The sequence below is a fragment of the Tissierella praeacuta genome (assembly GCF_040396155.1).
GTDB lineage: Bacteria > Bacillota > Clostridia > Tissierellales > Tissierellaceae > Tissierella > Tissierella praeacuta_A.
Genome location: NZ_JBEBOY010000029.1, coordinates 20,119 through 39,394, shown reverse-complemented (window position 1 = coordinate 39,394; position 19,276 = coordinate 20,119). Strand labels below are relative to the sequence as shown.

The window sequence follows — 19,276 nt, the reverse complement described above, 5'->3', positions numbered from 1 at the left end:
ATATAGGCACAGAAGAATGTGTACCAACATGTTATCAATTATAAAAAAATACTACCTGGGCAATTTCAGGTAGATTTCTAATTCAAATTCATCAGGCTTATTATGCCATCTGCCATTTACAGTTTTACAATAAACAGCTTTCTCTAGGACTTCCTTAAGTAACTTATTTCTATCTGCAGGATCATTTAATGTCCAATATACTTTTATAATATTTTCTACTTTAGGAATTAATGCTTCCTCATATTTTTCTTTATCTTCTTTTGAATTTATTTTCTTTAATAAATTATCCTTATCTTTTTTTAATGAATCTAGTTTCTCAGATACTAGTTTAGATCTATTCATAAATACTTGAGTAGAGTAGACCCCTTGCTCTAATAAGTCATACATATTATTTAGCTGCTTATCAAGGGTATCTAATTCAATATCTAATTTGGCTATGGTTTTATTTATTACATCTATTTCCAGATTATCTTTTTTCTTTTCTTGTTTTTTATATTTTATTTTATGATCATGGAGCCATGTCTCTAAAGAATCAAATAATCTTTTTTCCACTAGATGAAGATGTGAACTTACATTAGTACAAGTAGGTCCGTCACACATAAGAGTGTCAGGATAATTTTTATAGGGCCGCCTTTTTAATTTTCTATCACACATCTTGCATACAATTAATCCAGCAAGGGGATTCATTATTTTATATCTAGTTGGCATTGGTATTGATGGATTTTTTTCAAGATATTTTTGAGATAAATTAAATATGTATTCATCTATAATAGGGTCATGTAGTCCGTCTACTAAAATCCAATCTTTTTCATCAGCACGAGGTCTTTCTTTTACCATTTTACCATCTATCATTTTCTTTACTTCTGGTCTGCTGTTCCATCTTATTTTACCAATATATACAGGATTAGAAAGTATTCCTCTAATTGTAGATGTTGTCCAGTCACCGCCCTTGGCAGTAGGTATTTTCATTTCATTTAACTTATTAGCTATAAGAGAGATGCCAATTCTATCATCCTCAGTATATAGTTTGTAAATTAATTTAACAACTTTAGCCTCATTAGGATTAATTTCTAAAGTATAACCTTTTTGATCCTTTAATTTTATCCTTTCATAGCCATATGGAGCCACAGTACCTAAATATTTGCCCTCTTTAACGGATTGTATTCTTCCTCTTTGTAAACGTCTATTAATGGTTTTATATTCTCTCCTAGACATAAACAATCCAAATTCAAAGTATTCCTCGTCAAATTCATTTGAAGGATCATATATTTTCATAGGAGTTATTATTTTAGTATTAGAATATTTAAAAGTTTGAGCTACAAGTCCTTGGTCCATAGTATCACCACGAGCTAATCTTTCTACTTCCACTACAAATACACCTTTCCATATTCCTTGCTCTACATCGGAGAGTAATCGCTGCATCTCTGGTCTAGATGCAATAGTTTCACCAGATACTACTTCTCTATAGATAGAATCATCATTAATAGATATATTCATTTTAGTAGCTAAATCTAGAAGAATATTTTCATGCCTTTTAAGAGTTTCTTCCTCTCCACCTAATTCAGCCTCTATGTCTTTTCTTGATTTTCTTAGATACATGCAATATTTATCTGATGTAATATTTTTAAACATAAAATCACCTTTTTGCTTTAAATTTATTTTAATAAACATTTTAAAATTCCTAAACTTATATTATAATCTCTCAAGGATATTATATTTGAAAGAAGAATAAAAAGAAAGGGTGTAATGTTGCATAATAAAAGTAATTAAGTGAGTAAATAAAATGCATAAAATTTGTGAGTGTATAATATTTTAATTATGAAGTTCCTTTTAAGTAAAAAATAATATATAATGATACTAATGAATTAATAAAAAGGAGGGATAGAAATGCTGGAAATGGTTATTACAACATTATTAACATTGACTGCATACATTTTTTCTCAAATTGTTTCTATAGATAACTCAGCCTTAGATATGCTAGTAAATTCAATTCCAGTGATTATCCCAACGTTTTATATGTGGGTAAGAACGCCTAGAAATTATTTAAAGGTCATGTGTATAAGGAGTATAAATATAAAATATAAAATAGATATCAGAATTGATGAATGTCAGATAACAGACGATCATTTTAAGGAAATAAGAAAAAATTTATTAAGTTTAGACCAATCTGATCAGGGGAGGATACTTAAAGAGAGTTTCGAAGAGATCCTATGTACATCATCTCTTGAAGTAGATACAGGTGTGATTGACTTAGCATATGAAATAGATGAAAAAAGTTTAATTATAAGTTCAAGAAATAAAATAAAATATAAATTGTTTTTTAAAATTTCGGAGGATTTATTAAAACAAGTACAACTAGTCTTTATAAATAATGAGGGAATTTCATGTAATAGCAATAAAATTATAGCTAGAATAAAGATAGAGTTTATTGATAAAGAAAAAACGGACTCTAAAAATCCGTTTTGGGAAAGGTTATTCTATGGTTTTAATAATAAGATTGTAAGTTTCAAATATAAGACTAGAAATGATAATAGTGTTTTAATTTCCACAGATACAATTGAATTTATTGGAAATGATATTAGAAAAATAGGTGAAGATATAAATAAAGAGCTGACATTTTTAAAAATTAGGAATTAGATGAGAGCATGTTGGTATAAACATCTTTTACCAACAATAAGGCTTCACTTTCTTCCATAGATTTGTATAAAATAACTCCGCCATCTCTAGTAATCATAATCCTTTCCTGAGTACCTCTATAATCATATACTAAGGAAAGGTTTTTTATTTTTGCTCCTTCTTTTAATAATTGGTTATATTTATCGGAATCTTCTATATTGAATCCAAACATAGATAAAGTAGTTACATTAATCTCATCTGGAATTTCGCCTAGCCATATACCTTGTATGCCTAAAGCGTTTATATTTTTTATAATTTCTTGAAAATTAACCTCTATTTTTTCTACGGAGAAGTTTTTACGATCTTTCATATCGTTATAAAATTTATTAAAAACATCCTTATTTGATGACAAAATTAATATCTCATTTTCTTGATCATAGTAAAACAGATTTTCTTCTATAAGTATAAATCTATCAAATATATCATCAACTCCATAAGCCCTTCCTTTCTTTTTATACTCTGTCTCACAAGTTAAATCATATTTTATAAATCCTTTTAGTATTTGCATGTCTTTTTTGCTAAAGCTAGTATGAGGGGCGTTGTCCTGAAGACCATCCACTCCCCTTTGGCTAGAAGTACTATAATTATCAATATTAGAATTGAAATCATTAGCTCTAAGAACATAATATGGTTTCATATAGTAAATCCTCCTTAGTTTATGCTGATAGTAATTTTAAAATACAATATTTTGTCGAATTATGTCGAATATCAGTTCTATCATAAGACTTAAAAAATACTCAAATCTATAAATTTGAGTTTAATCCATTTACTAGACAAGCTAAACTTTTCTCTGTAACGCAAAATTCATGCGCAATTTGTTCTATTGTAAAATCTTCATAAATATTCTTATCAATTGAAATATCTAAAATCTTGATAGCAAAATAATCAGCTTGTCGTTCTAATTTACCTTTATTTATGAGTTTACTATTATAAGCAGCTTTAGCTACTTCGGTATGTAATAGGGCATGTCCAAGTTCATGACCTAAAATAAACTTTTCAAATTGGTAGGGAAGATCATCCCTAAGGAATACGACTTCCAAACCAAAATAACTTCTAATATAAAGAGCATCATTATTTTGTAAGATATGATCATCCTTATCAATTCTTTTTATATCTATATTTAGTGTATTATATATATCAAATATATTTCTGGAATAACAGTAATCTATTATTGCATTAACATATTCATCTATCCAGGTTAAATCCATAATATCACCTCAGTACAAACTACTTTTATATTATATTATTTTATATTTTACTTAGTTTTATATTTTCTCATGGCTTTAAGTCTAGCTATATCTCTCCAATTTTCAGCAGTATTTATTTCAATTCTACTTACAGAGTGCTTCATTCCTTTTAGTTCCCTAATAAAATCAAGATGTCTATCTGCATTTTTTACATCAATGTCATCTAACTTATTTTCTATTTTGTCTAATCTTTCATTTACTCCTTTAAACTCTTCTTTCATTTCTGATACATCTTTTGTAAGAGTGCCAACTTGTGCGGCAATAAGTTCTAGTAACTCTCTATCAGTCATAAACTATCCCTCCTTTTTTATATTTTACTTAACTCTTCTAATTATGAGTTCTTCATGTTTAGATACTTCCTTCTCAATTCTTTCTAGTATCTCTGAATTTTGTTTATATCCATCAAATAAAGCTGTAAGTTTTTGACCATGGTCTTGTTCAATTATTGTTACTCTATTCTCAAGTTTATCTAGCCTATCATTTACACCTTTAAACTCATTTTTAACACTGTTAAATCCTTCTTGCATATCAGCATACATCTTAGTCATTAGTTCAAATAATTTATCTTCATTGTTCATTTATTTACCTCCAGGTTTTATAATTTATTTATATGTTTTGTCGCTACCTTTTATATTTTATTATTGACTATTTCTTATATTTATAACTAAGTAATTTCAACTGCCCTAACAATTCATTAGCAAATTCTATTTTTTCTTCATCGCTAAGCTTATCTATATCGAATCCACCAAAGCCCATAATTACATTCTGCTCTAGTAGAAATTGTATGGCTTCTTCAGGAGTTTCAAAGCTATCTGGTAACTGTTGTGCTTTATTGTCATTTGGTTTTATATTTTTATTATCGTTAGAGTTTATCACTATATCCGTATATCCAGCCAATGGTAGTAGTATATTAATATCTAAATTATATGCATCACTGATCAACTTTAAAGTATCAATAGTAGGTTTAATGGGAGCATTACTGCGTGGATCCTTAGCTTTCTCTAAAATAGATAAATAATTATGACTGATTCCTATTAATTCACCAGCAGCTCTAAGGCTTAATTTTAATTCCTTCCTTTTATCTATTAATATAGTTTGCAAATCACTCATAATCAACCCCCGTTTTATATTTATGCTATGTCCTACTTCTTATACTTATAACTAACCATCTTCATCTGTTCCAATAAAGCATTAGCAAACTCTAAAATCTCATTATCATCTAATTTATCAGCATCAAATCCCCCAGAGCCAAATATTTGATGTTTATTTACATATGCACGAGCTTCATCTGCACTGGTGAATTCTTCAGGAACTATATCTTGTTCTTCTTTTTTTATAACCTTGCCTTCATATGGATTTCTTATATCAGAGGTTCCCATCAAATAATCAGTAGTAGTACTTAATATTTCAGCCATTTTATTTGCTATATCAATCCTAGGTTTTCGCTCACCAGTCATATATCTAGATATAGTGACCTCGGTAACACCAACCTTTTTTGCAAGTTCTTTTTGGTTTATATTATTTTCATCCAATAACAATTGAAGTCTTTTTACAAATATATCCATATATAAAACCTCCTATTAACCATTATTATAATACTTATGTATAAAAAGTTAAAAAAAATAACCGAAATTATAATTTTGTACTTGACATTAACCAAATGGTGTATTAATATATAATTAACCAAATGGTTAATTGAGGAGGGAGATAATGGATAGCATAAAATTAAAAGGTTTAAGGGTTGGAACGGGATTAACTCAAGAGCAAATTTCGAAAGAACTTGGAATGGCAACAAAGACTTACAATAGAAAAGAGTTAGGGCTTGTAGAATTCACTCGTGATGAAATATCAAAATTAGCAAAAATTTTAGATATGTCTTTACAGCAGGTTAATGAAATTTTTTTTGAGAACAAACTTACCAATCGGTTAAGTGAAGAAAATCATACAGTATAGGAGGTCAGAAGGGTGGAGGATATGGAAGGGAGTGAAAAGGATGGATTTAAAAACAAAGTTTAATTTAATTGTCAGTGAAATGTCATTGAGGGCTATATCAGAAATTTTTGATATAGGGAAAAAAGGTGCTGTTAAACTAAAAAAGGGGGAAAGCGTCAGAGTTGATTCCGATAAATTAATAAGCTTTTTAAATAAAAAGCAATTCTGACACTTTCATAAAATTATAAGTTAATTAACTTATATTTATTATATTGTTTATCAAAATCAGTTTCAAAGCTTGATGAATCAAAGTAGTCTCTAAAGTTTTGTAAGATATTTTTTATATAATCTGGATCAAAACTGGAACCATCAAGCTCATCATCAACGAGGGTCCATTCATAAAGAATATTATACAAAATACAATCATATTTAATTAATTCATTAATAAAAGGTCTGAATTCATGATTGCCTTTAGATTCAAATAAATCTTTAGCTTTTACTTTAAACTCATTAAATAAGCGATAAAGTTCATTCCTATATTTTACAGGATGATAGAAATATCTATTTATACTGATTTCATCATAATTTGATTCTGGAATACTAACAATTTCTCCATGTGGAGATTTTATAGAAGCTTCTTGATAAGTATTTTCCCAACCTAAAGGAATCTCATCAAGATTTAAGTCCCATAAATATTTGACCATTAAATCACACTCCTTGTATGTATAAGTTTAAAAATCATCTAAGTTATCAAATATGCAACTATCAAAAAATGTTTTTAAAGGTATGTTTAATCCGTAACAAATTTTCAAAATTGTTTTAAGCTGGGGATTCTTACTTTCTCCATTAACAATACTGTTAAGTGTTGATTGCGTAAGTCCAGCTAAATTAGCAAGCTTATTGATACTAATATTATTTTCTTGGCATAAATCCAAAATTCGTTGAGCAGTTGATTCAGCAATATTCAAGTTTAGCACCACCTTAATAGAGTAACGGTAAGTCGGTAAGTAAATTATATCAAAATAATTCAAAAATACTTAACGATACACCGTTGACAAGTTAAAAGAATTAACTTATAATAATACTTAACGAGGCGTCGTTAATACAAGGAGGGAGAAACAGTGCAGCTAGGAGATAAAATAAGAACTTTAAGACTTGACCATAAAATGAGCCAAACAGAACTTGGAAAAAGAACTTCAATACCACAAACAACGATATCTGATTGGGAAAACTCAAAGACTATTCCAAATGTGGAAGAAGCAATAAGAATAGCAAAAGCATTAGGGGTAACAGTAGCAGAATTACTGGAAGATAAAACAGCATAGGAGGCGAGAAGGGTGGAGGATATGGAATTAGAAAAGAAAGTAGAAAAAGAACTGTCACAGGAAAAACTAGATTGGTTAAAGAGCATAGGCGCTGTAGATATATCAAAATATGAGTTTATGATACTAAAAAATAAACGTTTAATACCTAAGGATTATCTAATTAATACCTCTATGGAGGAAATAAAGGAAGAATACAATTCAATATTAGAAAAGGAAAAGAAAAAGTTCGATAAATGGTTGGCAGAATGGAGACATAAACAAGATGTCATTAACTTTAAAATTATGTTAGCTTCACTTATTTTATCCATTATAGCCTTGATATTCTCAATTGTTACTTTAAAAATGTAATGTTCTGATAAACGCAACTATAGATGTAATCATAGCAATGATACTAAGTACTAAAGCTACTATAGTGCTTATTCTTACAATATATCTATCAAAGTAAGAATAATATATATTTATTCCTTCTTTAGTAATAGTTGATAATCCATTATTTATATCAAAAAAGGCAACAATATTTTTGTTTTCACATGTTTCTGTATCTTGTTCAGATTCTATATATTTGTTATCAATAAGGAATTGAAAATCTTTGGAATTGATATCTAATTGGATTTTTTCTGGTTGTGCTCTATAAAGTTTTCTTAAAATTAAATATTGCTTAAAAGAAATATTTTTCAATTTAGTTCACTCCTTTTAGGAGCATTTTACCATAAAGAAATGATAATGACCACATAGCATAGGAGGTGGGAAGGAAAATAAGATTAGATGAAAATACAGAGAGAATTATGGATACAGTATTAAAATGTTTATAAAATTTTACGAAGTGAATATGTCATAGGACAAATTTACTCCAACATAAGCTGTATAAAGGGGTTGGTAGCATGGAAGCAAGAGTTAAACAAGTAGTAGAGAATGAACCAGTAGAGGTAAGGAAAATAGAAAATACTACATCAAAAATATTTTTACCTGATGTATCACATCTAGATGATAAAGAGATTGAGAGGTTAATTGAAGAATCAGACCAAAGAATTGTAGACATATGGGTAGATGCCTATTTGAATGGAAGGTACGATGCTGAAATGTTGGAGAAATTTGGTCCATATGAAATGATAAATATATATGAATAGGAAGGTGGGGAAGAAATGAAAGCTGAAGAAATATTAAATATTGATTTTAGTAAATATAAGAAAGTAATGCTAGATAAAGTAGTTATTGCTGGTGCAAAGATAACTGCTGAAAAAGATAAGTGGGATGGGGTTGTAATATCAGGTTTTATCAATGATAAATATGTATTTTCTAGTTTTTATGATAAAGGAGATGAAGTGAGAATTAAGGAACTTGATGATCAATATTTAATAATAGCAAGAAGGGAGGAAAGGAAGGGATGAAACAAATTAGATTAATAAGTTTCACATGTAAAGCAAAGGATTTAAATAAAAAGTTAAATGAAGAATGGGAAAAGTTAGAAAGGATTAAAAAAGAAAAGAAAACAATTTAGTTTTTTCATTAATTTAATACTATCACAAAAAGAGGTGAAATTGAATGAATGAAAGTTGCAGAAATATATATCAATTAGGTAGAAATGTTGCTGGTTTAACTCAATTAGAGGCAGCTGAACGTCTTAATATAAGTGTGAGAGCATTAGGAAATTATGAAATGGGAAAAATTGTTCCGAATGGAGATATAGTAGCATCCATGACAGAGATCTATGGGACTAGATGGCTAGGATATGAACATTTAAGATTATCTACAAAGTTAGGAAAACAATTTTTACCTCCAATTAATGTAGATGATATGGCCAAATCCGTTTTAGTTTTACAGAAGAAATCTAGTGATGTAGAAGGAGTAAAAAACTATATGGTTGAGATTGCTTGTGATGGAAAAATAGATAAGCACGAAGAAAATAGATGGAATGAGGTGATAAAAGAAGTATTTGAAATGGCAGGGGCAGCACTTTCAGTAGTATTTTCAAGATAAGGGGGAAAACAATGAAGGAAAGAAAGCAAAGAATAGTAAGACCTAAAGATTTACCAAGATGTCCTCAGTGCGGAAGTAAGAACACAGTAGGAGAAGTAATGAGTCCATCAGAGTATGGAGGTAAAGGATATTACTGTTGTAACTGTCTAATTGAGTGGGACAAGCATGGCAATTTTAGAGTACCTATATATGCGTAGGAGGTGTAAATATTGTTTAGGACAATAAAAGATGCAGGTCAAGATGTTACTATAGAAGTTTGTCAAATGTATTGTCAAATAGGGATTAACTGTATTTGGAATGATGGAAAAGATTTAACATTGGTAGACAAAAAAGAAGAGCTATCAAGCGGCAACTTGAAAAGCTCAGCGAACTAAAAAATATTTAATGGGTTAATTATACCACAGATTGGAGGAAATATAAATGGCAGATTTTTGTTTAAGATGTGGACGAGCATTAAAAAGTAAAGAATCAGCTAAGAGAGGTTATGGATCATATTGTTATAAAAAAGTGAAGGAAGAAGAGAAAAAGCTTGATGAAGTTCAGAAGTTTAATGAAGTTACAGAAGAAATAGAAGGGCAAATAAATTTTGTAGATGAAGTAAAAAGGAAGTGTTCTTAATGAACTGTCCTAGATGTGGTAAAGATATTGGAAAGATTAAGAAAAACAAATTATATAGCTGCCAATGTGGAGCGGAATTACTGGCAGTCGAGATAAATAAGAAATTAGTCGTAGAAGATTTAAGTAAAGATAAGGGGGCAAAGTAAATGTCATATTCAAAAGAAAGATTTGATAAATTATTTGGAATGATTAAAAGAGAGGGGAAGGACAGACTGCTTGAATACTTAGAAAAGAACGGATATTTTACAGCACCTTGTAGCAGCCAATTTCATGGATCAAAAGAAGGTGGACTTCTAGATCATAGTGTAAATGTAGCAGATTTAATGCTAGATATATCGAATACATTAAATTGTTTTGAAGAAGAAATGACAGAAAGTATTATCATAGTAGGATTATTTCATGATATTGGAAAATCAGGATATTTTAATAAAGATAATTATGTACCTAATATTTTAAAGAGTGGTAAGCAGTCTGATGCAAAACCTTACGAAGTAAACAAGGATTTATTAAAAATTCCACATGAAATATCAGGGATTCATATCTTATCAAAATTTATTAAATTAACTGAAGAAGAAGTATTTGCAATTCTACATCATAACGGAGCATATGGGACTACCTGGTATGAGCTTAAGAATAACGAAAGACCCCTACAGATGATACTTCATTTTGCTGATATGTGGGCAAGTAGAGTATATGAAGTAGAAAATATAGAAATTAAGAATGTATTGTTTTAAAGGTGGTGGAATAGGTGGAAAAAGAAAATTATCTGGAGATTTACAATAAAGTCAGAGAAGTCCCTGATACAGCTAAGAAATCTATAGCTGGTGGTAGATTAAAAGGTATGACAGATATTAACCCTATGTGGAGAATCAAAACGCTTACAGGAGAATTTGGACCAGTTGGTTATGGTTGGTATTATGAAATCCTTGATGAACGAATAGAAGAAGGTGCAGGTGAAGAAAGAGTTGCATTTGTAAGGATAAATCTCTATGTGAAATATGGTGATGAATGGAGTAAGCCAATACAAGGCACTGGTGGAAGTAGTTTTGTAGCCAAAGAAAGCAAAGGTCTATATACATCAGATGAATGCTTTAAAATGGCCCTTACTGATGCAATATCAGTATCTTGTAAATCATTAGGAATCGGAGCTGATGTTTACTTTGAAAAGGACAGAAGTAAATATGATGGAGAAGAAGGGCAAGTTTCTAAAGCTACTACCCCCAGTACTGGGAAAGGAAAATTAACAGAAAAACAAATTAAAAGGCTTTATGCAATAGCAGGTACTGCTGGATATGATGCAGAAAAGGTTAAAGAGCAAGTTAAAACACGATTTAACAAAGAAGTAAAAGAATTGACTAAGGAAGAATATGACACTGTATGTAACGGATATGAAAGTTTAAAGAAATAGGGGCTATATAGCCCCTATAAGGCAGGTGAATTTATGATACAAGCAATAGGACATTTTAAGGTATGGAGAGCTTTATATACTAAGCCCATATGGCTAAAAAGTACTTTAGAGCAGCAAGTTATTTTAATGACATTGATGGCTATGGCCAATTTCAAAGAAAATGAATGGGAATGGAAAGGGCAAAAGTATGTTGTAAAACCAGGACAATTCATTACCAGCCTTGAATCTATAAGGGAAAACACCGGTGGAAATGTTAGTGTACAGAACATAAGAACGGCATTAGCAAGATTTGAAAAGCTAGGATTTCTAACAAATGAGTCAACAAAGACAGGAAGGCTAATAACCCTTGTAAATTGGGAGGATTATCAAGGTACAGAGGAACAACTTAACAAAGGTAATAACAAAGACCTAACAAAGACCCAACAAAGAGGTAACAAAGACCTAACACCTATAGAAGAAGGTAATAAAGAAATAAGGAAAGAAAGTAATATTATTATGACCCCGCACGAAGCAGAATATATTTCCGTACTGGAAAGAATAGAAAACTATCCTTTGGACAGAGAAAAAGATTTAGAATATATGAAAACTTTAGAGGAAAGATATCCTACTCTTGACTTAGTAGAAGCAATAAAAAAATTCAGTATATGGGTAATAGATAATCCTTTTAAGAAAAATGCTAACCATAGAAGCCAAATAAATACTTCTTTTGGTAAGTATGTGGAATGGGGAGTATGCATTAAGAAAGAAAGACAAGAGAAAAGGGAGATAAAGAGAGGACCGTTGAAATTAGTAATAAGAGACAACTATTAGGGGGTGATGGTATTGGACCAGATACAAGAAATAAAGGACAAGTACGGACAAGAAGCAGAAAACATAATATCAAATGGACTAGGATTAAGAAAAAAAGGCAAGAAATACCATTGTCCCAATACCTTTGCTCACAGAAATGGAGATAAAGACCCAAGTATGAGTTGGGATCCAAATGCATTACAATTTTATTGTTTTGGCTGTGGGATGAAAATAGATATATATGGCTATTATAAAGACCATCTAAATTATACTCATCAAGAAATAGTAAGGGAACTGCTAGGGAAGTCGAACCATAATCATACTACAATACAGAAAAATAGAGATGCCTTCCTCCAAGAGATTAGAAAAATCACTCCAATTACTAAGGAGTGTATAGACTATATCAAACTAAGAGGAATCACAGAAAGCACTATAAAAAAATTTAACCTAGCAACTTATGATGGGTATATAGCCTTTCCATACTACAAATATGAAACAGCCGTTGGATATAAAATTAGAAAACCAATGAAAGACCCTGGAAAGCCTAAAATGAAAAGTATAACAGGATCTAAGCCTTATCTATATAACATACAAAATATAGAAGAAGGTATGGAGCTAATCATATGTGAAGGTGAATTTGATGCAATGATAATAGACCAGTGTGGATACACAAATGTTGTATCAGTAGGAGCAGGAGCAAATAGCCTAAGGAGTCTAATTGAGCAAGCCAAAGAATTTCTGGATAAGTTTGAAATACTAATTATTGTTTCAGACAATGATGAAGCAGGTCAAAACATGGATAAATTCTTTGTTGAAGAGTTCGGAGATAAAGCAAAGTTAATAGATAAAAAGCTATATAAAAGAAATGACATCAATGAGGAATACATACTATATGGCAAAGAAAAAGTAGTTGAATTAATAGAAAGTGCTAGATTCAAAATAGAAGGCAGGAGAGACTTAGAAAATCAACCATACAAAGGACTAGAATCTAGAGCAGGAAAATATATTCCTACAGGCTTAGAAACAATAGACTATGGATTAAATGATTTAGGACCAGGATTAGTAACATTAATAACTGGAAGATCTAACGGAGGAAAGTCCACCTTAGTAAGGCAAATAATAGCCAATGCAATAGATAAAGACAATAAGGTTTACCTAATGAGTGGAGAAGGAGATCCAGAAATCTTTTTAAACGAAATGTATCAAAGTGTAATCGGAAGACACAAAGAATACTACAACACAATAAAAATAAATAAAAGATATAGAAAAGAGCCTAAAAAAGAAATCTTGGAAAAACTAAAAAAATGGCACTATAAGAAATTAACACTATTTAACAAAGGAGACAGCAAATTAAAAACCATAAACGAACTAACATCAATGCTAGAGATGGAAATCAAAATAAATAACTATAACCTTATAGTCATAGACAATCTAATGAGCATATTAAGTGTACAAGCCAGTGAAAAATATGAACAGCAGGCAGACTTTATGCAAAGACTATGTGATATGTCAAAGGCATATAGAACACATATAATATTAGTCCTTCACCCCAACAAGACGTATAAAAAAGGCGAAGACATGGACTTTGAACAAATAAATGGGACAAGTGACCTCTACAATAAGGCAGATAACATAATCACAGTAATAAGAGAATACAAGGAAGAAAATATAAACCAAGGAATAAATGGGAAAATAGCAGTACTAAAAAATAGATATTATAATGATTTACCCAAAGTAGAAATACATTATGACGAGGACACAGGGTTACTACTTGAAATAAGCGAAGACAATCAAATAATTGGATATAGCTTTCATTGGGATCCAGACATCCCTGAAGGATTCCAGTTAGCAATAGATGAAGACTGTCCATTTTAGGAGGGATTAAATGACCATTGAAGAAGCTAAAAAAGAGTATAATAAACTACTTAAAAGATTTCATAAAGCAAATGATTACTTTGATAGGAAGGATATCCCTCAGTCAGAAAAAGAAAAATACCTAAAAAACTATCAAGAGATATTAAAAGGATTAAATTATTATCTTGGAGCAATAGGGACTTACACCAATAAAGAAATATTGGATGGGTTTCATGGGATATAAGGAAAGATGTGTAGATGGTAAAGAAATAATGAAAGAATTATATAAATACTTTGGTGAAAAGAAAGAAGAAGATCAAGAAATGTATAGCATTGCAAATATATTTTATGAAATGGGGATAAAAAATGAAGAAATTAAAACTATGGAAAAAGCTAATTAAAGGTACATTACTTAAAGAATATATAGCAAATAGTATTTTGAGGCATTAGACATGAGATGGACTGAAGAACAATATGAAGAATTTCTAAATAAGAACTCTCCTAAGCCTAAAAAGAAAAATAAATATGGAAATATTAAAACTACAGTAGACGGGATTACTTTTGATAGTAAAAAAGAGGCTGAATATTACTGTAAGTTAAAGTTACTTAAACAAGCAGGAGAGATAAAAGACTTTGGACTACAACCTAGATATGAATTGCAGCCAACATTTAGGAAAAATGGGACAACCCATAGATCAATTACTTATGTAGCAGATTTTATAATAGAAAACAATGATGGAACAACTGATGTTGTAGATATCAAGGGAGTAGAAACCAAAGATTTTAAAATCAAGAAAAAATTATTTGAATATAAGTATCCTGATTTAAGTTTAAAAGTAATTAAGTAGGAGAAGAGCCATGAGTAAATTAACTAATCAACCTATAACTAAAAAGGACCTAGAAGTATTTACTAAAGATGAATTAATATACTTTATTCTCCGTTGTAGTTGGGGAAATTTATGGAATCCTTTGGAAGTGATTTATCAAAAGAGAATGGATGATAATTTTCAAAAATCTAGAGGGATAGGGGTAGAAACAAAAAAGCTTATAGATAAGATGAATGATAAAAACTATGAAGAATTATATCAAATCAGTTTAGAAATAGATAAATTAAATAAAATACGGGACAAATTAAGCAAAGAAAATGATCGTATTATGAAAATTCTATATTGGGATTAGGAGGGATAATCTTGGACAAGCTAATAGAATTATGTTTTAGAGGTATTATACAAGAGATAAACGGAGATAAGGAGTTGTTAAAGCAATATAAAGAGTTGGCTATGGAAGAATATAAGGAACATGAAGATGCAATAAAATTTATATATGAGGATAAAACTCATAAAAAACATAAGGGAAAAAAGTATAAAGGTAAATACACTTATAGAGTAGAGGATATTACTCCAAAGAAGATAAAGAAAAGACTATATGAATTAGTGAATTAAGGCAGGAGATAGATTATGAAGAAAATAAGATGTGCTAAATGTGGAAAGTTACTTCTTGAATTAGAAGGAAAGGCAGAAATAATTTGTCCTAGATGTAAGACAAGAAATAAATTTGACACAGGAAAGAATAGTTAAAATCATTTTAAAAATGAAAGGGGAACATTTAATTATGATTAAATTTATCGAAATTGAAAAGATATATAGCCATCCAGATAATCCACGAAAGGAACTGGGAGATCTTACGGAACTGGCTGAAAGTATAGAAACCAGTGGAATATTGCAAAACTTAACTATTATACCATGGTTCTCAGTGGGAAATAGAAGAGAAACATGTCAGGATGAGTATGGAGGATAAATATACTGTTGTCATTGGACATAGGAGACTAGCAGCTGCTAAACTAGCAGGACTAGAAGAGGTACCTTGTGTAATATCAGATATGGACTATAAAACTCAAGTAGCTACAATGTTACTTGAGAATATGCAAAGAAGCGACCTTACAGCATATGAACAGGCCCAAGGCTTACAAATGATGTTGGACCTGGGCGAATCAGTTTCAAACATATCAGCGAAAACAGGACTTTCAAAAAGTACAGTTTATAGTAGAGTGAAGCTCCTAGAATTAGACCAGGATAAACTAAAAGAATCCGTTGGGCGTGGAGCTACACTTATGGATTACATGGAGCTTGAGAAAATTAAAGATATAGAACTTAGAAATGAAGTCCTTGAAACAGTGGGAACAGAGAACTTTAATTATAAACTAAAATGGGCCATAGATAAAGAAAAGAAAGATAAAAAAATTACAGAGATAATAAACCAACTTAAAGAATTTGCAGAGGAAACAAAGGATACTGTTAATTTAAGTTATGTAAGGTCTTATACTGAACATGGAGATAGTAAAATTGAAAAACCTGAAGATGCAGATATAGAAAAATATTTTTATAAAGTACATTCGTCTTGGATAGGGTTATATAGAGAAAGTACAACAGTGAATATAGTTACAAAAGAACAGGAAGAAAGCATGAAGAAAGAGCAGGATATAAAATCTAGATATGCTGAATTAAAAGAAATTACTAATAGATCATATGGCCTTAGGAAAGAGTTTGTAAAAGGAATTTCTAATACTAAAGCAAGAAAGAATATGAACACAATAATAGAGAGTACTTTATATGCAATTATTGAGAGTTTCTATAGCCTTGATTATGAAGAAATGGCAGAAATCATGAACATAGATATAAGTGATAAAGAAGACATTGAATGGAAGGACATAGTAGAGCATATATGGAAACAGCCAGAATTAAATTTATTAATGGCTACTTATTATATGCTTGATAGTCCTAATGAAAACTATTATAGATGGGACTGTACGTACCTGCAAAACGAAGATCTTGATTATGTATATGAGTTTCTTAAAAAACTAGGATATAAAATGTCCGAGGAAGAAAAGGCATTGCAAGATGGAACTCATGAATTGTTTATAGTAGAGGAGGAATAGAATGAAAAGATATCAAGTATTTTATACATTTAGTGGAGATATAGAGGTAGAGGCAAATAGCGAAGAAGAGGCTAGGGAGATAGCAGAGGATAAAGCCTTTAGAGATGCACAATTTAATAGTACTTTAGATATTGGTATGATTCACGAATACCAAGAAAGGAGTGATTAGTAATGGAACTAATGGAAGCTATAATAAAAACAAAATTAGAGTTACTGAATAAATACAAAGATGTTAAATATAAAAAAGATGAAGTTGTAACAATGACAAAAAATACTACCACAAGTAACTATATTAGGAAACAAGCTAATTTGAGCACGACAAAAGTCAAGCACATAGAAAATAGGTTTGAGATAGAAGGAGAAATAGAGGCTATAAAAGTTACTTTTGAAGTCAAATATCCAGGAAAAAGAAAGTATATAGATCACGAGGAATATTATGAATTAATCTAAAATAGGAGGATGAAAATGTATAAGCAATCTGGACATTGGGATACGGATATATCATTACATGAACTTATAATCCATAATAAAACTTGTAAAATCAACTTGGATTCCACTCATCATTTTGAAACATATGAAGGTGTTTTAATATATGTTTCACACCCTGATCACAAAGAAAAATTTACAATTCAACTAGGTGTAGATGAAGAAGGGATAATGTATGAAGGTGATTATGGATGTGAAGAAAGTTTCAAAGAAATACCTATTAAAGATGGGGTAAAAATCTTGAATAGGTATAGGCAATTAGTAAATGAAAAAAATAGGATGGAATCTACATTACTGGATTATAGTCTTGGAAAAGATACGGTTCATATAGCACTGAAGTAGCTGTAGATCACAAGTAAAATATTCACCAAATAACAGTAGAGGCTCTAGAAGCCCAGGGAGAAATTAAATCCTTGGGCTTTTCTTTTTTGGGAGGGAGGATATGTAGGATCTTATAAATGAGGTAGGAAGATTAAGGAGAGAATTAAATCTAGCTATAGAGATATTAAAAAAGAGGGGTAATGAACTTGCAGCAGCTGAAAGGCTTTACAGAATTGAATTAGCCAAGAAAATATTAATTGAAAGAGATAAAGGAACACCAGTGACTATTATAAATGATGTCTGCAGGGGAGATGAAATAATAGCAGACTTAAAAATGAAAAGAGATGCATTAGAGAGTTTATATGATACAGCTGATCACAAAATACAAGCTGTGAAATTAGAACTTAGACTAGTAGATAATCAACTTCAAGCAGAGAGGAAAGGGGAGTAGAGAAATGGATAAAGAACAATTGTCTCAGCTTAAATATCTAAAAAGTGAAATAGAAATATTAAAAAAACAGATATCAGATTTAGATTATAATATAACAACGGATTCTGTAAAAGGATCTAGTCCTTATTTTCCTTATATAGAAAGAAACTTTTTAATTACTGGATTAGATTACCAGGTGCATGATGATAAGTTAGATAGATTACAGAGAAAATTGAATAGAAGAGTAGAAGAATTAATTGATTTAGTAGAAGAAACTCATGATTATATAAATAACATTGATAATAGTGAAATAAGACAAATAATTACATTAAAATATGTAAATGGGTTAACATGGGAGCAAGTAGCATTTCATTTAGGGTATGCTGATGAAAGTGTACCTAGGAAAAAGCTCGATAGATATTTAAAATGACCGATAAATCCGAAAAAAATGTGTTAATATAGTATTATGGAAAACTATTCCAGATCATATGTCAAAATTAAATAAGGATTTACATTAAATCTCACCAGTTCCCCGGTGGGATTCTTTATTATGCAAAATTATAGTTTTAATAGATATACTCATAAACGATAATGAGACAAGAGGTGAGAAGATGAGTATAACACCAGAACAATTTAAAATGTTATCTTTCGGACAGAAAACATTTGTTATCTTTATAATGATATTTGAAATATGGCTAGAGATAGCGAAAATAATATGGCCTATATTAATATGTAGAATCTTAAGTGTATTAAAAGATATAAGAACAGAACTCAAGAAAAAAGGTGAGAAGAAATGATAAAAGTAGAATGTATTAATGAAAAATACATAGGTGATGGAGAGTTTGAAAAGTGCGACTATATATTAGTTAAACCTCAATGGGAACATATAGTAAATGCTTTATATAGAAAAGGAGGACATGCAGGAACTAATGAATGTCCCAAATGTCATAATAAGTCTTTGAAATATAATTTTGCTGAACGAAGGAATGATTCAGGATGAAGGAATACGTAGTGTATAGATGTAAAATATGTGGATGTAATTTTATATTACCTATAGAACATGTGAAATATAATGAGAAACTAGGTAATTATATTAGTTGTCCATTTAAGGGGCATAAAAATATAATTGTTACTGGGGCTTATGACTCTATAAAGGAATGTATGAAGGAAAGAAGTTATAAAAGAGATAAGGGTAAGATGAAACAGATAAAATAACTCTAAATACCAATATAAAAAACAAATAATAACGTTATTTTTAATCATATAACGTTAAAGGGT

Annotated in this window: 41 protein-coding genes; 31 read left to right on the top strand and 10 right to left on the bottom strand. The window is 30.1% G+C overall.

Annotation, left to right across the window (positions count from 1 at the left end):
- Window positions 1–51 precede the first annotated feature (51 nt).
- Window positions 52–1,671 carry a recombinase family protein gene (locus ABWP20_RS13350; RefSeq protein ID WP_353096406.1) on the bottom strand — a complete coding sequence of 540 codons (1,620 nt, stop codon included), beginning with the start codon at window positions 1,669–1,671 and terminating at the stop codon, window positions 52–54.
- Window positions 1,672–1,887: 216 nt separating this feature from the next.
- Between ABWP20_RS13350 and ABWP20_RS13345 the strand changes: the two genes are divergently transcribed.
- Window positions 1,888–2,637 (top strand): hypothetical protein, encoded by a 750-nt coding sequence (locus tag ABWP20_RS13345; protein ID WP_353096404.1) that lies wholly within the window; start codon window positions 1,888–1,890, stop codon window positions 2,635–2,637.
- Here the strand turns inward: ABWP20_RS13345 and ABWP20_RS13340 are convergent.
- The 6 genes from ABWP20_RS13340 to ABWP20_RS13315 all read right to left on the bottom strand — a co-directional run bounded on the left by ABWP20_RS13340 (window position 2,627) and on the right by ABWP20_RS13315 (window position 5,488).
- Window positions 2,627–3,313 carry a hypothetical protein gene (locus ABWP20_RS13340; RefSeq protein ID WP_353096402.1) on the bottom strand — a complete coding sequence of 229 codons (687 nt, stop codon included), beginning with the start codon at window positions 3,311–3,313 and terminating at the stop codon, window positions 2,627–2,629. The genes ABWP20_RS13345 and ABWP20_RS13340 overlap by 11 nt on opposite strands.
- Window positions 3,314–3,419: 106 nt before the next feature.
- Window positions 3,420–3,884: an ImmA/IrrE family metallo-endopeptidase gene (locus tag ABWP20_RS13335; protein WP_353096400.1), complete on the bottom strand. Its 465-nt coding sequence runs from the start codon at window positions 3,882–3,884 to the stop codon at window positions 3,420–3,422.
- Window positions 3,885–3,931: 47 nt separating this feature from the next.
- On the bottom strand, window positions 3,932–4,213 hold the full coding sequence (locus ABWP20_RS13330; RefSeq protein ID WP_353096397.1) for a hypothetical protein: 282 nt from the start codon (window positions 4,211–4,213) through the stop codon (window positions 3,932–3,934).
- A 24-nt stretch (window positions 4,214–4,237) separates the two neighbouring features.
- Window positions 4,238–4,501, bottom strand: a complete 264-nt coding sequence (locus tag ABWP20_RS13325; protein WP_353096396.1) for a hypothetical protein — start codon at window positions 4,499–4,501, stop codon at window positions 4,238–4,240.
- A gap of 67 nt (window positions 4,502–4,568) precedes the next feature.
- Window positions 4,569–5,033, bottom strand: coding sequence for a helix-turn-helix domain-containing protein (locus tag ABWP20_RS13320; RefSeq protein ID WP_353096394.1), 465 nt, complete (start codon window positions 5,031–5,033; stop codon window positions 4,569–4,571).
- A 32-nt stretch (window positions 5,034–5,065) separates the two neighbouring features.
- Window positions 5,066–5,488, bottom strand: coding sequence for a helix-turn-helix domain-containing protein (locus tag ABWP20_RS13315; RefSeq protein WP_353096392.1), 423 nt, complete (start codon window positions 5,486–5,488; stop codon window positions 5,066–5,068).
- Window positions 5,489–5,633: 145 nt separating this feature from the next.
- Here ABWP20_RS13315 and ABWP20_RS13310 point away from each other — a divergent pair, with 145 nt between their 5' ends.
- Together ABWP20_RS13310 and ABWP20_RS13305 are read left to right on the top strand one after the other, a co-directional pair.
- Window positions 5,634–5,876 carry a helix-turn-helix transcriptional regulator gene (locus ABWP20_RS13310; RefSeq protein ID WP_353096390.1) on the top strand — a complete coding sequence of 81 codons (243 nt, stop codon included), beginning with the start codon at window positions 5,634–5,636 and terminating at the stop codon, window positions 5,874–5,876.
- Window positions 5,877–5,916: 40 nt separating this feature from the next.
- On the top strand, window positions 5,917–6,084 hold the full coding sequence (locus ABWP20_RS13305; RefSeq protein ID WP_353096389.1) for a hypothetical protein: 168 nt from the start codon (window positions 5,917–5,919) through the stop codon (window positions 6,082–6,084).
- Between the two features lie 13 nt (window positions 6,085–6,097).
- On the opposite strand, the gene ABWP20_RS13300 is transcribed toward ABWP20_RS13305, so the two are convergent.
- Window positions 6,098–6,559, bottom strand: coding sequence for a hypothetical protein (locus ABWP20_RS13300; RefSeq protein ID WP_353096387.1), 462 nt, complete (start codon window positions 6,557–6,559; stop codon window positions 6,098–6,100).
- 27 nt (window positions 6,560–6,586) lie between these two features.
- Complete coding sequence (locus ABWP20_RS13295; protein ID WP_353096385.1) at window positions 6,587–6,823, bottom strand: helix-turn-helix domain-containing protein; 237 nt, start codon at window positions 6,821–6,823, stop codon at window positions 6,587–6,589.
- A 153-nt stretch (window positions 6,824–6,976) separates the two neighbouring features.
- Here ABWP20_RS13295 and ABWP20_RS13290 point away from each other — a divergent pair, with 153 nt between their 5' ends.
- Together ABWP20_RS13290 and ABWP20_RS13285 are read left to right on the top strand one after the other, a co-directional pair.
- Window positions 6,977–7,180, top strand: a complete 204-nt coding sequence (locus ABWP20_RS13290) for a helix-turn-helix domain-containing protein (protein ID WP_353096383.1) — start codon at window positions 6,977–6,979, stop codon at window positions 7,178–7,180.
- Window positions 7,181–7,192: 12 nt separating this feature from the next.
- Complete coding sequence (locus ABWP20_RS13285; protein WP_353096381.1) at window positions 7,193–7,528, top strand: hypothetical protein; 336 nt, start codon at window positions 7,193–7,195, stop codon at window positions 7,526–7,528.
- On the opposite strand, the gene ABWP20_RS13280 is transcribed toward ABWP20_RS13285, so the two are convergent.
- Complete coding sequence (locus ABWP20_RS13280; RefSeq protein ID WP_353096379.1) at window positions 7,517–7,858, bottom strand: hypothetical protein; 342 nt, start codon at window positions 7,856–7,858, stop codon at window positions 7,517–7,519. The two genes, ABWP20_RS13285 and ABWP20_RS13280, sit on opposite strands and share 12 nt — an antisense overlap.
- Window positions 7,859–8,061: 203 nt before the next feature.
- Here ABWP20_RS13280 and ABWP20_RS13275 point away from each other — a divergent pair, with 203 nt between their 5' ends.
- The 26 genes from ABWP20_RS13275 (at window position 8,062) to ABWP20_RS13150 (ending at window position 19,213) form a co-directional block, all read left to right on the top strand.
- Window positions 8,062–8,307 carry a hypothetical protein gene (locus ABWP20_RS13275; protein ID WP_353096377.1) on the top strand — a complete coding sequence of 82 codons (246 nt, stop codon included), beginning with the start codon at window positions 8,062–8,064 and terminating at the stop codon, window positions 8,305–8,307.
- Window positions 8,308–8,322: 15 nt separating this feature from the next.
- Window positions 8,323–8,568 carry a hypothetical protein gene (locus ABWP20_RS13270; protein ID WP_353096375.1) on the top strand — a complete coding sequence of 82 codons (246 nt, stop codon included), beginning with the start codon at window positions 8,323–8,325 and terminating at the stop codon, window positions 8,566–8,568.
- Between the two features lie 154 nt (window positions 8,569–8,722).
- Window positions 8,723–9,157: a helix-turn-helix domain-containing protein gene (locus tag ABWP20_RS13265; protein ID WP_353096373.1), complete on the top strand. Its 435-nt coding sequence runs from the start codon at window positions 8,723–8,725 to the stop codon at window positions 9,155–9,157.
- Window positions 9,158–9,168: 11 nt separating this feature from the next.
- Complete coding sequence (locus tag ABWP20_RS13260; RefSeq protein WP_353096371.1) at window positions 9,169–9,354, top strand: hypothetical protein; 186 nt, start codon at window positions 9,169–9,171, stop codon at window positions 9,352–9,354.
- Window positions 9,355–9,366: 12 nt separating this feature from the next.
- Window positions 9,367–9,531, top strand: coding sequence for a hypothetical protein (locus tag ABWP20_RS13255; RefSeq protein WP_353096369.1), 165 nt, complete (start codon window positions 9,367–9,369; stop codon window positions 9,529–9,531).
- A gap of 46 nt (window positions 9,532–9,577) precedes the next feature.
- Window positions 9,578–9,775 carry a DUF6011 domain-containing protein gene (locus ABWP20_RS13250; protein WP_353096367.1) on the top strand — a complete coding sequence of 66 codons (198 nt, stop codon included), beginning with the start codon at window positions 9,578–9,580 and terminating at the stop codon, window positions 9,773–9,775.
- Window positions 9,775–9,921 carry a hypothetical protein gene (locus tag ABWP20_RS13245; RefSeq protein ID WP_353096365.1) on the top strand — a complete coding sequence of 49 codons (147 nt, stop codon included), beginning with the start codon at window positions 9,775–9,777 and terminating at the stop codon, window positions 9,919–9,921. The genes ABWP20_RS13250 and ABWP20_RS13245 overlap by 1 nt, the downstream gene beginning before the upstream one ends.
- A complete protein-coding gene (locus ABWP20_RS13240) occupies window positions 9,922–10,509 on the top strand; it encodes an HD domain-containing protein (RefSeq protein WP_353096363.1) in 588 nt (195 codons plus the stop codon). It abuts the gene before it with no gap.
- Between the two features lie 14 nt (window positions 10,510–10,523).
- On the top strand, window positions 10,524–11,183 hold the full coding sequence (locus ABWP20_RS13235) for a hypothetical protein (RefSeq protein WP_353096361.1): 660 nt from the start codon (window positions 10,524–10,526) through the stop codon (window positions 11,181–11,183).
- 33 nt (window positions 11,184–11,216) lie between these two features.
- On the top strand, window positions 11,217–11,993 hold the full coding sequence (locus ABWP20_RS13230; RefSeq protein ID WP_353096359.1) for a hypothetical protein: 777 nt from the start codon (window positions 11,217–11,219) through the stop codon (window positions 11,991–11,993).
- 12 nt (window positions 11,994–12,005) lie between these two features.
- Entirely contained in the window at window positions 12,006–13,847 is a 1,842-nt protein-coding gene (locus ABWP20_RS13225; RefSeq protein WP_353096357.1) for a DnaB-like helicase C-terminal domain-containing protein, read from the top strand.
- A 10-nt stretch (window positions 13,848–13,857) separates the two neighbouring features.
- Window positions 13,858–14,070, top strand: coding sequence for a hypothetical protein (locus ABWP20_RS13220; RefSeq protein WP_353096355.1), 213 nt, complete (start codon window positions 13,858–13,860; stop codon window positions 14,068–14,070).
- Window positions 14,060–14,227, top strand: a complete 168-nt coding sequence (locus ABWP20_RS13215; protein ID WP_353096353.1) for a hypothetical protein — start codon at window positions 14,060–14,062, stop codon at window positions 14,225–14,227. The genes ABWP20_RS13220 and ABWP20_RS13215 overlap by 11 nt, the downstream gene beginning before the upstream one ends.
- A gap of 51 nt (window positions 14,228–14,278) precedes the next feature.
- Window positions 14,279–14,674, top strand: coding sequence for a DUF1064 domain-containing protein (locus ABWP20_RS13210; protein ID WP_353096351.1), 396 nt, complete (start codon window positions 14,279–14,281; stop codon window positions 14,672–14,674).
- 10 nt (window positions 14,675–14,684) lie between these two features.
- Entirely contained in the window at window positions 14,685–15,005 is a 321-nt protein-coding gene (locus ABWP20_RS13205; RefSeq protein ID WP_353096349.1) for a hypothetical protein, read from the top strand.
- 11 nt (window positions 15,006–15,016) lie between these two features.
- Window positions 15,017–15,268 carry a hypothetical protein gene (locus tag ABWP20_RS13200; RefSeq protein ID WP_353096347.1) on the top strand — a complete coding sequence of 84 codons (252 nt, stop codon included), beginning with the start codon at window positions 15,017–15,019 and terminating at the stop codon, window positions 15,266–15,268.
- Window positions 15,269–15,437: 169 nt separating this feature from the next.
- The gene (locus ABWP20_RS13195; RefSeq protein ID WP_353096345.1) at window positions 15,438–15,623 is read left to right on the top strand and encodes a ParB N-terminal domain-containing protein; all 186 of its coding nucleotides are present in this window, start codon (window positions 15,438–15,440) and stop codon (window positions 15,621–15,623) included.
- Window positions 15,613–16,761, top strand: coding sequence for a ParB/RepB/Spo0J family partition protein (locus ABWP20_RS13190; RefSeq protein WP_353096343.1), 1,149 nt, complete (start codon window positions 15,613–15,615; stop codon window positions 16,759–16,761). The genes ABWP20_RS13195 and ABWP20_RS13190 overlap by 11 nt, the downstream gene beginning before the upstream one ends.
- A 1-nt stretch (window position 16,762) precedes the next feature.
- Window positions 16,763–16,930: a hypothetical protein gene (locus ABWP20_RS13185; protein ID WP_353096341.1), complete on the top strand. Its 168-nt coding sequence runs from the start codon at window positions 16,763–16,765 to the stop codon at window positions 16,928–16,930.
- A gap of 2 nt (window positions 16,931–16,932) precedes the next feature.
- A complete protein-coding gene (locus ABWP20_RS13180) occupies window positions 16,933–17,211 on the top strand; it encodes a hypothetical protein (RefSeq protein ID WP_353096339.1) in 279 nt (92 codons plus the stop codon).
- 15 nt (window positions 17,212–17,226) lie between these two features.
- Window positions 17,227–17,589, top strand: coding sequence for a hypothetical protein (locus ABWP20_RS13175; protein ID WP_353096337.1), 363 nt, complete (start codon window positions 17,227–17,229; stop codon window positions 17,587–17,589).
- 259 nt (window positions 17,590–17,848) lie between these two features.
- A complete protein-coding gene (locus ABWP20_RS13170) occupies window positions 17,849–18,019 on the top strand; it encodes a hypothetical protein (protein WP_353096335.1) in 171 nt (56 codons plus the stop codon).
- A 4-nt stretch (window positions 18,020–18,023) separates the two neighbouring features.
- Window positions 18,024–18,428: a hypothetical protein gene (locus ABWP20_RS13165; protein ID WP_353096334.1), complete on the top strand. Its 405-nt coding sequence runs from the start codon at window positions 18,024–18,026 to the stop codon at window positions 18,426–18,428.
- 181 nt (window positions 18,429–18,609) lie between these two features.
- Window positions 18,610–18,795: a hypothetical protein gene (locus ABWP20_RS13160; protein WP_353096332.1), complete on the top strand. Its 186-nt coding sequence runs from the start codon at window positions 18,610–18,612 to the stop codon at window positions 18,793–18,795.
- The gene (locus tag ABWP20_RS13155; protein ID WP_353096330.1) at window positions 18,792–18,998 is read left to right on the top strand and encodes a hypothetical protein; all 207 of its coding nucleotides are present in this window, start codon (window positions 18,792–18,794) and stop codon (window positions 18,996–18,998) included. The genes ABWP20_RS13160 and ABWP20_RS13155 overlap by 4 nt, the downstream gene beginning before the upstream one ends.
- Window positions 18,995–19,213: a hypothetical protein gene (locus ABWP20_RS13150; RefSeq protein ID WP_353096328.1), complete on the top strand. Its 219-nt coding sequence runs from the start codon at window positions 18,995–18,997 to the stop codon at window positions 19,211–19,213. Before ABWP20_RS13155 ends, ABWP20_RS13150 begins: the two co-directional genes overlap by 4 nt.
- Window positions 19,214–19,276: the final 63 nt, after the last annotated feature.

Bases quoted from the DNA above. Each gene is read 5' to 3' on its own strand.
- ABWP20_RS13305 (WP_353096389.1), top strand. From the start codon at position 5,917: ATGGATTTAAAAACAAAGTTTAATTTAATTGTCAGTGAAATGTCATTG.
- ABWP20_RS13220 (WP_353096355.1), top strand. From the start codon at position 13,858: ATGACCATTGAAGAAGCTAAAAAAGAGTATAATAAACTACTTAAAAGA.
- ABWP20_RS13270 (WP_353096375.1), top strand. From the start codon at position 8,323: ATGAAAGCTGAAGAAATATTAAATATTGATTTTAGTAAATATAAGAAA.
- ABWP20_RS13240 (WP_353096363.1), top strand. From the start codon at position 9,922: ATGTCATATTCAAAAGAAAGATTTGATAAATTATTTGGAATGATTAAA.
- ABWP20_RS13350 (WP_353096406.1), bottom strand. From the start codon at position 1,671: ATGTTTATTAAAATAAATTTAAAGCAAAAAGGTGATTTTATGTTTAAA.
- ABWP20_RS13175 (WP_353096337.1), top strand. From the start codon at position 17,227: ATGTATAAGCAATCTGGACATTGGGATACGGATATATCATTACATGAA.
- ABWP20_RS13340 (WP_353096402.1), bottom strand. From the start codon at position 3,313: ATGAAACCATATTATGTTCTTAGAGCTAATGATTTCAATTCTAATATT.
- ABWP20_RS13185 (WP_353096341.1), top strand. From the start codon at position 16,763: ATGAAAAGATATCAAGTATTTTATACATTTAGTGGAGATATAGAGGTA.
- ABWP20_RS13230 (WP_353096359.1), top strand. From the start codon at position 11,217: ATGATACAAGCAATAGGACATTTTAAGGTATGGAGAGCTTTATATACT.
- ABWP20_RS13205 (WP_353096349.1), top strand. From the start codon at position 14,685: ATGAGTAAATTAACTAATCAACCTATAACTAAAAAGGACCTAGAAGTA.
- ABWP20_RS13250 (WP_353096367.1), top strand. From the start codon at position 9,578: ATGGCAGATTTTTGTTTAAGATGTGGACGAGCATTAAAAAGTAAAGAA.
- ABWP20_RS13180 (WP_353096339.1), top strand. From the start codon at position 16,933: ATGGAACTAATGGAAGCTATAATAAAAACAAAATTAGAGTTACTGAAT.
- ABWP20_RS13345 (WP_353096404.1), top strand. From the start codon at position 1,888: ATGCTGGAAATGGTTATTACAACATTATTAACATTGACTGCATACATT.
- ABWP20_RS13315 (WP_353096392.1), bottom strand. From the start codon at position 5,488: ATGGATATATTTGTAAAAAGACTTCAATTGTTATTGGATGAAAATAAT.
- ABWP20_RS13155 (WP_353096330.1), top strand. From the start codon at position 18,792: ATGATAAAAGTAGAATGTATTAATGAAAAATACATAGGTGATGGAGAG.
- ABWP20_RS13330 (WP_353096397.1), bottom strand. From the start codon at position 4,213: ATGACTGATAGAGAGTTACTAGAACTTATTGCCGCACAAGTTGGCACT.
- ABWP20_RS13265 (WP_353096373.1), top strand. From the start codon at position 8,723: ATGAATGAAAGTTGCAGAAATATATATCAATTAGGTAGAAATGTTGCT.
- ABWP20_RS13165 (WP_353096334.1), top strand. From the start codon at position 18,024: ATGGATAAAGAACAATTGTCTCAGCTTAAATATCTAAAAAGTGAAATA.
- ABWP20_RS13325 (WP_353096396.1), bottom strand. From the start codon at position 4,501: ATGAACAATGAAGATAAATTATTTGAACTAATGACTAAGATGTATGCT.
- ABWP20_RS13150 (WP_353096328.1), top strand. From the start codon at position 18,995: ATGAAGGAATACGTAGTGTATAGATGTAAAATATGTGGATGTAATTTT.
- ABWP20_RS13215 (WP_353096353.1), top strand. From the start codon at position 14,060: ATGGGATATAAGGAAAGATGTGTAGATGGTAAAGAAATAATGAAAGAA.
- ABWP20_RS13195 (WP_353096345.1), top strand. From the start codon at position 15,438: ATGATTAAATTTATCGAAATTGAAAAGATATATAGCCATCCAGATAAT.
- ABWP20_RS13275 (WP_353096377.1), top strand. From the start codon at position 8,062: ATGGAAGCAAGAGTTAAACAAGTAGTAGAGAATGAACCAGTAGAGGTA.
- ABWP20_RS13320 (WP_353096394.1), bottom strand. From the start codon at position 5,033: ATGAGTGATTTGCAAACTATATTAATAGATAAAAGGAAGGAATTAAAA.
- ABWP20_RS13190 (WP_353096343.1), top strand. From the start codon at position 15,613: ATGGAGGATAAATATACTGTTGTCATTGGACATAGGAGACTAGCAGCT.
- ABWP20_RS13260 (WP_353096371.1), top strand. From the start codon at position 9,169: ATGAAGGAAAGAAAGCAAAGAATAGTAAGACCTAAAGATTTACCAAGA.
- ABWP20_RS13335 (WP_353096400.1), bottom strand. From the start codon at position 3,884: ATGGATTTAACCTGGATAGATGAATATGTTAATGCAATAATAGATTAC.
- ABWP20_RS13160 (WP_353096332.1), top strand. From the start codon at position 18,610: ATGAGTATAACACCAGAACAATTTAAAATGTTATCTTTCGGACAGAAA.
- ABWP20_RS13245 (WP_353096365.1), top strand. From the start codon at position 9,775: ATGAACTGTCCTAGATGTGGTAAAGATATTGGAAAGATTAAGAAAAAC.
- ABWP20_RS13310 (WP_353096390.1), top strand. From the start codon at position 5,634: ATGGATAGCATAAAATTAAAAGGTTTAAGGGTTGGAACGGGATTAACT.
- ABWP20_RS13210 (WP_353096351.1), top strand. From the start codon at position 14,279: ATGAGATGGACTGAAGAACAATATGAAGAATTTCTAAATAAGAACTCT.
- ABWP20_RS13300 (WP_353096387.1), bottom strand. From the start codon at position 6,559: ATGGTCAAATATTTATGGGACTTAAATCTTGATGAGATTCCTTTAGGT.